Below are 12,856 nucleotides of genomic sequence, written 5' to 3'. Positions count from 1 at the left end.
GGCACCCACCTCAGGCCCCAACCCGTCGGCCTCTCAAGCCACCGCATCGATCCGCGACTTGATGTCGTCGGGCGACAGCGTCCCCTTGGCCGTCACATGGTCCCCGGACGACTCCCCGCGCAGCCGGCGGCCGATCCACGGGACGAGGTACTCGCGCGCCCAGTGCACGTCGTCGCGCCGCACCTCCAGCGTGCCGCGCGGCGGGAGCGGGGGCCACGGCTGGTCCGGGTCGGCCGGGATCTCCAGGCCCAGCACCTGCCCGGCGCGCAGCGCCACGCGGGTGTGACCGTCGGCGGACAGGTGGAGCCGGTCGCCGTCCCAGGCCCGCCGGTCCTGGACGCTCTTCAGGGACCACAGGTCGAGCACCGGACAGCCGTACCGGTCGGCGACGGCCCGTACGTGCCCGTTGTAGGTGGCGATCTTCCCGCGCAGATGCTTGAGCACGGGGATGCCACGGGTGTCGAAGCCGGTGGTCACCATGACGGTGCCCGCGGCGGCCGTGAGCCGCGCGATCGCCCGCTCGAAACGCTCGGCGACCTCGTCGGGGTCGGTGCCGGGCCGCAGGATGTCGTTGCCGCCGGCGCAGAACGACACTAGGTCCGGTGCGAGTTCGACGGCCTGCGGAAGCTGGTCCTCGACGATCTGGTCGAGGAGCTTGCCGCGCACCGCGAGGTTCGCGTACCTGAAGTCACCCTCGGGCCGCCGGTCCGCGAGAAGCACCGCGAACCGGTCGGCCCAGCCGACGAACGCCCCGTCGGGGCCGGGGTCGCCGACGCCCTCGGTGAAGCTGTCCCCCACCGCCACGTACGACCCGATCACTGCTCTCTTGTCACTCTTCGAATCGTCTGCCACATCGGCCCATGATTCACCTTCGGATGTGAGCTACGCGACCGTAGGAAAGGGTTGACGCGCGGTGATATAAGCCACTCTCCAAGTATTGGTCAAGGCAGGAATAGCTTTTCGGTCAGTGCTGTTGGGGCGTCCACCGCCATACCCGGAATCCACTGATCCGGAAGTGGCTCCAGGTGGTCCGGAAGGCGAAATGACCGCTCGTGTACGGCTCCGGATCGCTGTAGTCGAAGACGAGTCGCCCGTTGTTCCACCACTGGACCTTCGACCCGTCGGAGACGATCCGGACCCGGTGGGGTTCGTTCGGCACGAGCAGCGGCTCGGTGTAGTCGTATATCAGCGGGCGGACGCCGGCCTCGCCGACGTAGCGGCGCAGCCGCGTGGTGGTGTTGTAGTTGGCGCCGTATCCGGAGTAGTACGTCGTGAGGTGGTCGTACTCGGCCAGCGCGCCGCCCCTCGGCGTGGCGAAGATGTCGTCGGGGGACCGGACGTCCACCGCGTTCCAGAAGTTGTTGAGGTCGGAGACGCGGTCGTTGACCCCGCCCTCCGAGACGGGCGTGGCGGTGTATTCGAGGACGTAGGGCCCTTGAAGTCGCTTCCTGAACCAGATCGTCGCCCCGGCGGTCACGTCCACGTCGAGGATGCCGCGGGCGGCGGTGACGGTGCCGCCCTTCTCCAGTTCCACGGCCCAGCGGCCGAGGCCGTGGCGGAAGTCGTCGTGGGCGACGAGACGGGGGTGCCGGGGTGCCGCGCTCGCGCCGGTCGCGGGTGCGAGGGCGGCCAGGGCGGCGCCGGCGGCCAGGGCTCCGAAGGCTCTACGGGAGGTGGTCATGGGGGTGCGGCTCCTTCGAGATGAGGGCGGTCAGCCGGTCGGCCACCTTGCGGTGGCCCTGGGCGCTGGGGTGGACGGTCCCGTTGAAGTCCCCGTCGGTCACCGACAGCCAGCCGGTCGTGTCGACGAACTCGACACGCGGGTCAGCGAGTTCACCGACGACGGCGGCGATGTCGGCGGCGTGGGTGCCGTCGAACGGGCGCAGGGCGAGAACGCGGGCGCGCGGTGCGGCGGTCCGCAGTGTGTCGAGGTAGGCGCGGTAGGCGGTGCGGAACTCGGCCGGGGCGGACGCGGCGTCGTTGGTGCCCTGGTTCACCACGATCACATCGGCCCGGCGGTCCGAGGGCGCCCGGGACCCGGCGTGGTTCCAGCCGTACGCGTCCGACGCGGCCGGCACTCCCCCGTTCCCGGTCCGCAGCACCCCCTGCCGCCCGAACCCGACCTGGGTGAGGGAGGCGTGCAGGGCGTCGGCGACCAGGGTGGGGTAGGCGGTCGTACCGTCGGCGCAGTCGGAGGTGTTCTGGTCGCACAGTGCCATCACGCCCTGGGTGATGGAGTCGCCGTAGAAGGCGAACTGCCTCTGATGAACGGCCTGTTGGCCCACGATGTGTCCGCGCAGGCCGGTGAGCACCACGCCCGTCTCCAGAGGCGGGGTCCACCGGTCGGCCCGGGAGAAGACGTCCTTCACCGAGAGCTCGACCGTGTGCGGGCCGCGGCCCTCCGCCGTGATCTCCAGATCGCCCCGGTCGACGGCGTGCACCCGCTTCGGGCCGCCGTCGACCGACACGTGGATCTGCGCCGGCACGGTGATCGACGAGACGTCGAAGAGGGCGTGGACTTCGGAGCCGGTGAAGCGGAAGCGCAGCCGCGAGCCGGAGTTGACGGTCGTGGCCGCCTCAGCGGTGCGGCCCCAGTGGCCCTCGTAGGCCAGGCGCCGGTCGTCGGGGCGTACGACGTCCGGGACGCCGGCCGCGGTGGCGGGCGGCGCCCCGCCCACCACCAGCCACAGGGCCGTGGTCGCAGCGGCGCCCCTGATGACGGTGACGGTGCGTCGGGCGACACCGGGCACGGTGACCTCCGGGGGCCGAAGAGCGAACAGAAAGCGCTTGCAGCGCTGCGGAGTTCACTCTGTCCCCACCCGCCCCTCGCTGTCGACACCCCGCACTCCCCTGCCACAGGACCGCAACGAAATGATCAGGAGGAAACGAGGATCGGGCGGGCCGGGGACGGACATACCGAAGGCCGGACCCGGGGATCGGGGTCCGGCCTTCGGCAGCGTGTCAGGCAGGTGGTCCAGCAGGTGTCTACGGGGCGTCAGCCGACGGAGACGCCCTTCGAGCGGAGGTAGGCGACCGGGTCCACGTCGGAGCCGTAGTCCGGCGTGGTGCGGATCTCGAAGTGCAGGTGCGGGCCGGTCACGTTGCCGGTCGCACCGGAGAGGCCGACCTGCTGGCCCTCGGTCACGGTCTGCCCGGCCGAGACCGAGAGGGAGGAGAGGTGGGCGTACTGGGCGTAGTGGCCGTCGGCGAGCCGGATGACGACCTGGTTGCCGTACGCGCCGCCCCAGCCGGCGGAGACGACGGTGCCCGCGCCCACGGCCTTGAGGGAGGTGCCGGTCGGGACGACGAAGTCGACACCGGTGTGGTAGCCGCTGGACCACATCGAGCCGGACATCCGGTACGGGGTGCCGACGGAGGCACCCGCGACCGGGACGGTGAAGCCGCTGGAGCTGCTCGTGGCGCCGGCGTTCTGCGTGGTCGCCGTCGAGCCCTGCGAGGAGGACGCCTTCGGCTTCGCCGAAGAAGCGGAGGAATCCGACTTCTTGGACGAGGACGACGGAGCGGCGGCGGACGACTCGGCCCTGGCCGCGCCCGAGGCCGCCTTCTTGCCGATCGTGAGCTTCAGGCCGGGGTGGATCAGCGCCGGGTCGTCACCGACGGCCTCGCGGTTGTCGGCGTAGAGCTTGTGCCAGCCACCGCTGACGTTCTGCTCGTCGGCGATCTTCGCGAGATAGTCACCGGCGCGCACCGCATAGGTCTTCACGCCGGACTGCTTCTTCGCGGTCGCCGTCTTTGCGGCCACCTTCTTCTCGGCGGTCGGAACAGAGGACTGAACGGCCTTTTCCGAAACGGACTGAGCGGGTGCGGCATGGGCGCCGGTCGCCCCCAGAAGCGGGAGGGCGAGTGCGGCGCCGCCGGTTCCGGCGACGGCTATGGAACGGGTGAAGCGCTGGGACTTCGGGCGGCGGTGCTTACCCCTCGCGGGCATGACGAATTCCTCTCCGGCGCCTACGAGGTGAGCTGTCGGGTTCGGACTGGAGATGCCCGGCCGTACCGAAGTACGGCTTAACCCCTAGCCTGTTCCGGAGACCGGAACAGGCGGTACTGCCTGTGGGTCCCCCGCTCCTGCCGTGTACGGGTGAGTGTGTGCGGAATCCGGGCGGCGGCAGGATTGGGCGTCCGTCCGGATCGGTGGCGAACGTAAGCGACCAAGACGCACAGGGACAAGCGGTGGTTGTGTTGCGTATGCGTTTCTGTAGATCCGCTACGAGAATTCCCGGTCACCCTCCGTGGACCGGAGGGTGATCACACACGTCAAATCCCCTTGAAAAGCATGTTGATTACGTGAACATGACGCACAACGCACGGTCACGAATATGACGCTCCTCACGCAGCACTTTCACAGCTCCCCCTATTACATAAGGAGTTGGGAGGGATGCATCAATTCGGGCAGAAGTCTCAGATGCGACGCAGTCGGAGAACCGTCGCATCGAGGTCGCCCCGCAGCCCGGTGCGCAGTCCGTGGTGCAGCAGTACGGCACCGCGGTGCACTTCACCCGTTTCGCGGCATTCGTACGACGCCGTCGCATCGAGACCGCGCAGCCGCAGCGCCGGGACGGGCTCGCCGTAGTGCTGGGCCTGGAGCCAGGCGAGGACGACCGTCTCGTCGCCGAGCACGTACTGCACCGCGCTGAGCCCGCCCGCCGGAGGCCGGAGCCGGTAGAGGTCGCCGCGCTGCACGAGCGGGCGGATCTCCTTGTAGAGGGCCACCCAGTCGCGGGCCTCGGCGAGCTCCTCCTCGGTCCACTCGGAGAGGTCCCCGCCGACGCCGAGCACCCCGGCCATGGCGCTGACGAACCGGAAGCGCAGCGAGCTGACCCGCCCGTTGAGCTGGGTGTTGGGGCTGTCGGTGACCCAGGCGGCCATGACCCGGGCCGGGTGGATCTGGCTGAAGCCGTGCTGGATGGCGAGCCGGTCGAGCGGGTCGGTGTTGTCGGAGGTCCACACCTGGTCGGTACGGCTCAGGACACCGAGGTCGATCCGGCCGCCGCCGCCCGAGCAGGACTCGAAGGCGACGTTCGGGTGCGCGGCCCGCAGCCGGTCCAGCAGGGCGTACAGGGCGTCCACGTGGTCGACCCACAGGCGCTGCGGGTAGGCGTCGCCGGGCCAGCCGGCGTCGGTGAAGCAGCGGTTGAAGTCCCACTTCACATAGTCGATCGGGGCGCTGCCCAGGAGCGCGTCCAACTGCTCCCAGAGGTACTCCTGGACGTCCTCGCGCGCCAGGTTCAGTACGAGCTGGTTGCGCATCTCCGTCCGCCGGCGTCCCGGCTGGTACTGCACCCAGTCGGGGTGGGCGCGGTACAGCTCGCTGTCCGGATTGACCATTTCCGGCTCGACCCAGATGCCGAACTGCATACCGAGCGCGTGCACCCGGTCGGCGAGCGGCTTGAGGCCGCCGGGGAAGCGGTCGGGGTTGGGCGTCCAGTCGCCGAGCCCGGCCTGGTCGCTGGTGCGTGCCCCGAACCAGCCGTCGTCGACCACGAACAGTTCGACGCCCATGTCCGCGGCCCGGCGCGCCAGCACCTCCTGCTGCTGCTCGGAGATGTCGAAGAGCGTGGCCTCCCAGGAGTTGAACAGCACCGGCCGGTCCACGTCCGCGTCCGGGACGACATGGGCGCGCTGGTAGGCGTGCCAGGCGCGGCTCGCCCCGCCGAAGCCGGCGTCGCTCCACAGTCCGGCGAAGACCGGCGTGGTGAAGGACTCCCCCGCCGCCAGGCGCAGCAGGCCGGAGTCGTCGTAGCCCGCCCCGCCGGTGATCTGCACGCGCGCGTCCGGGAGCTGGGCCACGGCGATCCGCCAGGACCCGGACCAGCCGAGGGCGCAGCCGTAGACCTCGCCGCGCTCCTCGGTGGCGTCGGTGTCGAGCGCGACCCAGGGCAGGTGCTGGTGCCCGGTGTGGCCGCGGCGGCTGCCGATGACCTTCTCGCCGTAGGTGAGGGGGGCGCGGACCAGCCGGGACTCTGCCGCCCAGCGGCCGTGCAGCTGGGACAGCCGCCAGTCCTCGCGCTGGGGCAGCGTCCAGGTGGCGGAGTCGGCCCGCAGGAGCTCCAGGACGGGTCCCTCGTTGTGGAGGGTCACCCAGCGTTCGACGACGTCGGCCCGCATCCGGTAGTGCAGGGTGATCGTGAGGCCGCCGTCCCGGAACCGCAGCCGCAGCTCGCCGCCGTCGGGCTGGTCCGGGTCCGAGGTCTCGTACGCCTCGAAGGTCCACTCGGTGCCGCGCCGCTCGTCCGTGCGGACGGACAGGGCGGGCCGGACGAAGCGGGGGCCGCCCTCGACGGGGTACTCCTCGCGTCCGTCGAGCGGCGACTCGAAGGAGGAGGCGGTGGGCAGCGGGGACACGGCCAGGGCCTCGGCGTCGGCGAGCGCGATCCTGGGGCCCCAGTGCAGATGCAGCAGCTCGTCGCCCTCGGTGAGATGGACGGCGTAACTGCTGGTCGCCCCGGACAGAATCCACGTACGGGCGTTGTCGGCGATCTCCAGCATGCTGTCCCTCACAGATACGAACACGCGCGAACAGGTCCGCTCACGCATCAACATCATCGAGGCCCACGATCCCTCACCACAACGCCTGTGGACAACTCAATGCCGTACGAACGCATGTCGTATCGTCGACTGCGTGCCCGCCGTCGAGCCTCGTCGGCGGAAACCGACCGGGAGGAGACCCCGTGACGCAGCAGGTCCCGTCGACCGAACCCGAGCTGGCCGGAGTCCGCAACTTCCGTGACGTGGGCGGGCTGCCGACCGTGGACGGACGGCGGGTGCGCCACGGCGTACTGTTCCGCAGCGGCCACCTCGCGCACGCCACCGACGAGGACGCCGCCTTCCTGGCGTCCCTGGGCCTGCACACGATCTTCGACTTCCGCAACGCGGCGGACCAGAAGCTGGAGGGGCCCGACGTCGAGCTGCCGGGGGTGCGCAATGTGAACCTCCCGCTGACCGACCCGGCGGACGGCGGCGAGTTCTGGAAGATGGTCCGCGACGGCGAGACCGACCAGCTCCGCGAGATCCTCGGCGACGGCAAGGCCGCGGCCCGGATGATCGGCTCCTACCGCACGATCATGAAGGAGCGGACCGCCGAGCACTCCAAGGTGCTGCACTCCCTGGCCGAGGACAGCGTCCCCGCCCTGATGCACTGCGCCGCCGGCAAGGACCGCGCGGGTCTGTCCATCGCGGTGACCCTGCTCGCCCTGGGCGTCGAGCGGGAGGCGATCATCGCCGACTACCTGGAGTCGAACGCCAAGCACCGCCGCTACAAGGTGCACCGCAACGGCGACACCGCCTCGGCCTACTCCCCCGAGGTGATGGACCTGCTCTCCCCCCTGTTCGACGCGCGGGCCGAGTACCTCCAGGCCGCCTTCGACACCATCGACGAGACCTGGGGCGGCGTCGACACCTACCTGGAGAAGGGCCTCGGCATCACCCCGGAGACCCGCGAGCGGCTGCGCGAGCGCCTCCTCGACTGAGTCGTACGGCCACGCCCGGCGGCCTACTGCCGGGCGCCGGCCTCGAACAGGAAGTAGATGAACGCGGCGAAGAGGTGCCCCACCGCGATGTAGATGATCAGGCGCACCCACAGGGCGCGCGGGAACCGCTCTTCCAGGTTCTTCATGACCTGTCTCCGGTGGTGGGGCCCAGGCACAGCGTGGCCGTGGGACTCTGCAGCAGGGTGTGGACGAACAGCAGCTCGACCCCGTCGGGGTCCTGGGCGGCGATGCGGTGCGGGGTCAGCGAGTCGAAGTGCGCGCTGTCGCCCGGTGCGAGCAGGTGGGTGGTGTCGCCGAGCCGCAGGCGCAGCCGTCCCTCGATGACGTACAGCCACTCCTCGCCCGGATGCACCCGCACGATGTCGCCCTGCGAGCCGTGCGGGACGTGGACCCGCAGGGCCTGCATCCCGCGGCCGGGCGCCCCGGCCTGCCAGTAGGTCCAGCCGCCGGCCGCGGTGGCCTCCATGTCGGCGGCACGCACCACCGCGTCCCGTTCGGCGACCGTCTCGCCGAGCAGCTCCGAGACGGTCGTACCGTAGACACGGGCGAGGGCCAGCAGCATCGGCAGCGAGGGCTGGCGTTGCCCGGTCTCCAGACGGGAGAGATGGGCGGGCGAGAGGCCCGCAGCGCGGGCGGCGGCCTCCAGGGTGAGGGAGCCGCGCCGGCGCAGGGCGCGGAGCTGGGGAGCGACGGCGGTCGGCAGATCGTCCTGCGGTTCCGGCTCCGGACGGGGAGAGCTCATGCCCTCCATTCAGCCGCGACTTTGCCTCCACGGCAAATTTCTTGCCTCGGAGGCAAAGCCCCCTTCAGGTACGGCGGGCCGTCGTCAGCGGTTGGCCACCGCCTGCTTGATCAGCGTCTTGCCGAAGTCCCACACCAGCCCGCCGCCGCTGTGCGCGTCGTCCATGACGTCCGTGAAGGCGTCCACGAACCGGTCCACGTCCCGCTCGTCGACGACCAGCGGCGGGATCAGCTTGATCACCTCCAGGTGGTCGCCGGAGACCTGGGTGAGGATGCGGTGCTTCTGCAGCAGCGGCACGACCACCATCTGCGCGAACAGCCCCTTGCGCGCGGCCTGGAGCATGGCCCAGCGGCTGCGCAGCTTCAGCGAGGTGGGCCTGCCGAACTCGATGCCGATCATCAGGCCCCGGCCGCGGACGTCGGCGAGCAGCTCGTACTTGTCGGTCAGTGCCGCGAGCCGGGAGCGCAGCAGGTCGCCCATGGCGCGGGCGTTCGCGACGATCTGCTCGTTCTCCATGACCGACAGGACGGCCAGACCGGCCGCCATCGCCTGGGCGTTGGACCCGAAGCTCGCCGAGTGGACGAGCACCCGGTCCATCGACGAGTAGACCTTCTTGAAGATCCAGTCCTTGCCGAGGGTGGCGCCGACCGGCACATAGCCGCCGGAGAGCGCCTTGGCCACGCACACCAGGTCGGGTTCGACGCCGTCCTCGTGCTGGTGGGCGTAGAAGTCCCCGGTGCGGCCGAGGCCGGTCTGCACCTCGTCGGCGATCAGCAGCGCCTTGTGCCGGTGCAGCAGTTCCTGGGCGGCGCGGAGGTAGCCGGGCGGTGCCTCGTGCACGCCCTTGCCCTGGATCGGCTCGACGATCAGGGCGGCGACGTCCCCCTTCCTCACCTCCCGGGCCAGGGCGTCGAGATCACCGAGCGGGACCGCCGTGTCGGGCAGCAGCGGGGCGAAGCCGTCCCGGAACCCGTCCTCGCCGTTGACCGACAGGGAGCCCGTGGTCAGGCCGTGGAAGGCGTGGTCGCAGTAGAGGACCCTCGGCTTCCCGGTCACGAACCGGGCGAACTTCAGCGCGGTCTCCACCGCCTCCGTGCCGCTGTTGCCGAAGAAGACCCGGTCCAGGTGCGGGCTGTGCGCGAGCAGCCGCTCGGCCAGCAGCCCCGGCAGCGGCTGGCAGTCGAAGCGGGTGAGGTCGGCGAGCTGCGCGTCGAGGACGTCGTGCAGCGCCTTGCGGACGACGGGGTGGTGGCGGCCCAGGCCCATCACCCCGAACCCGGCGAGCATGTCCAGGTAGTCGTGGCCGTCGGCGTCCCAGAAGTGGGCGCCCTCGGCGCGCTCGTAGACCTTGTCGAAGCCGATGGTGTGCAGCATGCGCGGGAGCTGGTGGTTGAGGTATCTCGTGTGCAGCTCGTAGCGCTCGGCCCCGCGCTCGGCCAGCAGCGCGCCGAGGTCGAACTCCCCGGCCCGCGAGGAGGGCGACGCGGATTCCGCTGTTGTCATTCCTGTTGCTCCTTGGACAGCTCTTCCTTGACGGCGAGATCCGCTTCCTTGACGGCCAGGCTCGCGCCGATCCGCCCGGCGACCTCCACGGGGGTCAGGCCGATGTCGGCGAGCACCTCACCGCGCTTGGCGTGCGCGAGGAACTGCTCCGGGATGCCGAACCGCCGTACCGGTACGTCGACTTCGGCGTCGCCGAGGGCGAGCGCCACCGCCGCTCCGACGCCGGCCGCGCGGCTGTTGTCCTCGACGACGGCCACCAGACGGTGCCGGTCGGCGAGGCCGGGGAGTGCCGGGTCGACGGGTTTGACCCAGCGGGGGTCCACCACGGTGCAGCCGATACCCCGCGCCTGGAGCAGCTCGGCGGCCTGGAGGCAGACGGGGGCCATCACACCGACGGCGACGAGCAGGACGTCCGGCTCGGTCGAGGATCGGTGCAGGACGTCCATGCCGCCGACCCGGTCGATCGCGGGCACCTCCGGTCCCACCGACTCCTTCGGGAAGCGGACGAGGGTGGGCGCGTCGTCCACGGCGACCGCCTCCCTCAGCTGTGCCCGCAGCTGGTCGGCGTCGCGTGGCGCGGCGATCCTCAGGCCGGGGACGACCTGGAGGACCGACAGGTCCCACATGCCGTTGTGGGAGGCCCCGTCGACGCCGGTCACACCGGCCCGGTCCAGGACGAAGGTGACCCCGCAACGGTGCAGGGCGACGTCCATCAGCAACTGGTCGAAGGCCCGGTTGAGGAAGGTGGCGTAGACGGCGACGACCGGGTGCAGCCCGCCCGTCGCGAGTCCGGCGGCGGAGACGGCGGCGTGCTGCTCGGCGATGCCGACGTCCCACACCCGGTCCGGGAACCGCGCCGCGAACTTGCCCAGGCCCACCGGGTGCAGCATGGCCGCCGTGATCGCCACGACGTCCTCGCGCTCCTCCCCGATCCGGACGATCTCGTCGCCGAACACCGAGGTCCAGGACGGCCCGTTGGACGGCGCGAGCGGCTCGCAGGTCAGCGGGTCCATCACCCCGACGGTGTGGAAGTGGTCCTCCTCGTGCGCGAGCGCGGGCTCGTAGCCGCGGCCCTTCTCGGTGAGGCAGTGCACGAGCACGGGCCCGTGGAAGCGCTTCGCGCGCCGTAGCGCGGACTCGACCGCCTTGATGTCGTGCCCGTCGATCGGCCCGACGTACTTCAGCCCGAGATCCTCGAACATCCCCTGCGGCGCGAAGGCGTCCTTGAAGCCCTTCTTCGCCCCGTGCAGCGACTCGTAGACGGTGTGCCCGACCACCGGGGTCCGCAGCAGTACGTCCTTCCCCCAGGCCAGCACCTTCTCGTAGCCGTCGGTCGTACGCAGCGTCGCGAGGTGGTTGGCGAGCCCGCCGATGGTCGGCGAGTAGGAGCGTTCGTTGTCGTTGACGACGATGATCAGCGGCCGGTCCTTGGCGGCCGCGATGTTGTTCAGCGCCTCCCAGGCCATGCCGCCGGTCAGCGCGCCGTCGCCGATGACCGCGACCACATGGCCCTTCTCGCCCTGCACCTGGCGGGCCTTGGCGAGCCCGTCGGCCCAGCCCAGCGCGGTGGAGGCGTGGCTGTTCTCGACGATGTCGTGCTCGGACTCCTCGCGCGAGGGGTAGCCGGACAGACCGCCCTTGCCGCGCAGCTTCGAGAAGTCCTGACGCCCCGTCAACAACTTGTGCACATAGCTCTGATGCCCGGTGTCCCACACGATGCGGTCGACCGGCGACTCGAAGACCCGGTGCAGGGCGACGGTGAGCTCCACCACCCCCAGATTGGGCCCGAGATGCCCCCCGGTCCTGGCGACCGCGTGCACCAGGAACTCCCTGATCTCTTCGGACAGTTCGCCGAGTTCCGCCTCGGACAGCGCCTTCAGGTCGCGTGGTCCCCGGATGTTCTCCAGAATCGTCACGTCGGGCCCCCTTCGGTCCGTGCTGTTCAACTCACGGTGACGGCCGGCTCCCCCGACGCGACGCCGTCCTGCTCCATCTGTTCGGCGATCTTCATCGCCTCCTCGATGAGGGTCTCCACGATCTTCGACTCGGGCACGGTCTTGATGACCTCGCCCTTGACGAAGATCTGCCCCTTGCCGTTGCCGGAGGCGACCCCCAGGTCCGCCTCCCGCGCCTCACCGGGTCCGTTCACGACACACCCCATGACCGCGACCCGCAAGGGCACCTCCATGCCCTCCAGGCCCGCGGTGACCTCGTCGGCCAGCTTGTACACGTCGACCTGGGCGCGCCCGCAGGACGGGCAGGAGACGATCTCCAGCCGACGCTGCCTGAGGTTGAGGGACTCCAGGATCTGGATGCCGACCTTGACCTCCTCGGCGGGCGGGGCGGACAGCGAGACCCGGATCGTGTCGCCGATGCCCCTGCTGAGCAGAGCGCCGAAGGCCACCGCCGACTTGATCGTGCCCTGGAAGGCCGGGCCCGCCTCCGTGACCCCCAGGTGCAGCGGGTAGTCGCACTGCTCGGCGAGCAGCGTGTAGGCGTTGACCATGACCACGGGGTCGTTGTGCTTCACCGAGATCTTGATGTCCCGGAAGCCGTGCTCCTCGAACAGCGAGGCCTCCCACAGGGCGCTCTCCACCAGCGCCTCCGGGGTGGCCTTGCCGTACTTCTGGAGCAGCCGCTTGTCCAGCGACCCGGCGTTGACCCCGATCCGGATCGGCGTGCCGTGGTCCTTGGCGGCCCGCGCGATCTCCTTGACCTTGTCGTCGAACTGCTTGATGTTGCCGGGATTGACCCGGACGGCCGCACAGCCCGCCTCGATGGCCGCGAAGACGTACTTCGGCTGGAAGTGGATGTCCGCGATCACCGGGATCTGCGACTTGCGGGCGATCGTCGCCAGCGCGTCCGCGTCGTCCTGCGTGGGGCAGGCGACGCGGACGATCTGGCAGCCGGACGCGGTGAGTTCGGCGATCTGCTGGAGGGTGGCGCCGATGTCCGACGTACGGGTCGTCGTCATCGACTGCACCGACACCGGGGCCCCGCCCCCGACCGCCACCGGACCGACCTGGATCTGCCGCGACACGCGCCGCTCGGCGATCGGCCGGACCGGGACCTCGGGGACGCCCAGGGAGATGGCGGTCATGGC

Annotated in this window: 11 protein-coding genes and 1 riboswitch; of the genes, 1 reads left to right on the top strand and 10 read right to left on the bottom strand. The window is 70.6% G+C overall.

The features are described 5' to 3' along the window. Positions 1-33: 33 nt before the first annotated feature. The 5 genes from K4B79_RS34725 to K4B79_RS34705 all read right to left on the bottom strand — a co-directional run bounded on the left by K4B79_RS34725 (position 34) and on the right by K4B79_RS34705 (position 6,507). Positions 34-819 (bottom strand): SGNH/GDSL hydrolase family protein, encoded by a 786-nt coding sequence (locus K4B79_RS34725; protein ID WP_232031529.1) that lies wholly within the window; start codon positions 817-819, stop codon positions 34-36. 145 nt (positions 820-964) lie between these two features. Beyond that, on the bottom strand, positions 965-1,681 hold the full coding sequence (locus tag K4B79_RS34720) for a DUF6250 domain-containing protein (protein WP_232031339.1): 717 nt from the start codon (positions 1,679-1,681) through the stop codon (positions 965-967). Further along, the gene (locus K4B79_RS48385) at positions 1,665-2,750 is read right to left on the bottom strand and encodes a GDSL-type esterase/lipase family protein (RefSeq protein WP_232031338.1); all 1,086 of its coding nucleotides are present in this window, start codon (positions 2,748-2,750) and stop codon (positions 1,665-1,667) included. The genes K4B79_RS34720 and K4B79_RS48385 overlap by 17 nt, the downstream gene beginning before the upstream one ends. Positions 2,751-2,995: 245 nt before the next feature. After that, a complete protein-coding gene (locus K4B79_RS34710; protein ID WP_232031337.1) occupies positions 2,996-3,949 on the bottom strand; it encodes a M23 family metallopeptidase in 954 nt (317 codons plus the stop codon). A 2-nt stretch (positions 3,950-3,951) separates the two neighbouring features. Further along, a riboswitch (cyclic di-AMP (ydaO/yuaA leader) is annotated at positions 3,952-4,112 on the bottom strand. A 307-nt stretch (positions 4,113-4,419) separates the two neighbouring features. Next, positions 4,420-6,507: an alpha-galactosidase gene (locus K4B79_RS34705; protein ID WP_232031336.1), complete on the bottom strand. Its 2,088-nt coding sequence runs from the start codon at positions 6,505-6,507 to the stop codon at positions 4,420-4,422. 182 nt (positions 6,508-6,689) lie between these two features. Between K4B79_RS34705 and K4B79_RS34700 the strand changes: the two genes are divergently transcribed. Next, positions 6,690-7,487, top strand: a complete 798-nt coding sequence (locus K4B79_RS34700; protein WP_232031335.1) for a tyrosine-protein phosphatase — start codon at positions 6,690-6,692, stop codon at positions 7,485-7,487. Between the two features lie 23 nt (positions 7,488-7,510). On the opposite strand, the gene K4B79_RS34695 is transcribed toward K4B79_RS34700, so the two are convergent. The 5 genes from K4B79_RS34695 to ispG form a co-directional block, all read right to left on the bottom strand. Continuing rightward, on the bottom strand, positions 7,511-7,633 hold the full coding sequence (locus tag K4B79_RS34695; protein ID WP_232031334.1) for a DUF6126 family protein: 123 nt from the start codon (positions 7,631-7,633) through the stop codon (positions 7,511-7,513). Then, complete coding sequence (locus K4B79_RS34690) at positions 7,630-8,250, bottom strand: helix-turn-helix domain-containing protein (RefSeq protein ID WP_232031333.1); 621 nt, start codon at positions 8,248-8,250, stop codon at positions 7,630-7,632. The genes K4B79_RS34695 and K4B79_RS34690 overlap by 4 nt, the downstream gene beginning before the upstream one ends. A gap of 84 nt (positions 8,251-8,334) precedes the next feature. Then, positions 8,335-9,753: an aspartate aminotransferase family protein gene (locus tag K4B79_RS34685; RefSeq protein WP_232031332.1), complete on the bottom strand. Its 1,419-nt coding sequence runs from the start codon at positions 9,751-9,753 to the stop codon at positions 8,335-8,337. Continuing rightward, positions 9,750-11,669: a 1-deoxy-D-xylulose-5-phosphate synthase gene (gene dxs / locus K4B79_RS34680; RefSeq protein WP_232031331.1), complete on the bottom strand. Its 1,920-nt coding sequence runs from the start codon at positions 11,667-11,669 to the stop codon at positions 9,750-9,752. The genes K4B79_RS34685 and dxs overlap by 4 nt, the downstream gene beginning before the upstream one ends. 26 nt (positions 11,670-11,695) lie before the next feature. Then, positions 11,696-12,853 (bottom strand): flavodoxin-dependent (E)-4-hydroxy-3-methylbut-2-enyl-diphosphate synthase, encoded by a 1,158-nt coding sequence (ispG, locus tag K4B79_RS34675; RefSeq protein ID WP_232031330.1) that lies wholly within the window; start codon positions 12,851-12,853, stop codon positions 11,696-11,698. Positions 12,854-12,856: the final 3 nt, after the last annotated feature.

Origin of the sequence: Streptomyces lincolnensis (assembly GCF_021173675.1) — a bacterium.
Classification (GTDB): Bacteria; Actinomycetota; Actinomycetes; order Streptomycetales; family Streptomycetaceae; genus Streptomyces; species Streptomyces lincolnensis_B.
This window is presented reverse-complemented; position numbering and strand designations above follow the sequence as displayed.

Coding starts and splice junctions, on each gene's coding strand:
- K4B79_RS34720 (WP_232031339.1), bottom strand. CDS start 1,681: ATGACCACCTCCCGTAGAGCCTTCGGAGCCCTGGCCGCCGGCGCCGCC.
- K4B79_RS34710 (WP_232031337.1), bottom strand. CDS start 3,949: ATGCCCGCGAGGGGTAAGCACCGCCGCCCGAAGTCCCAGCGCTTCACC.
- K4B79_RS34705 (WP_232031336.1), bottom strand. CDS start 6,507: ATGCTGGAGATCGCCGACAACGCCCGTACGTGGATTCTGTCCGGGGCG.
- K4B79_RS34695 (WP_232031334.1), bottom strand. CDS start 7,633: ATGAAGAACCTGGAAGAGCGGTTCCCGCGCGCCCTGTGGGTGCGCCTG.
- K4B79_RS34690 (WP_232031333.1), bottom strand. CDS start 8,250: ATGAGCTCTCCCCGTCCGGAGCCGGAACCGCAGGACGATCTGCCGACC.
- K4B79_RS34685 (WP_232031332.1), bottom strand. CDS start 9,753: ATGACAACAGCGGAATCCGCGTCGCCCTCCTCGCGGGCCGGGGAGTTC.
- ispG (WP_232031330.1), bottom strand. CDS start 12,853: ATGACCGCCATCTCCCTGGGCGTCCCCGAGGTCCCGGTCCGGCCGATC.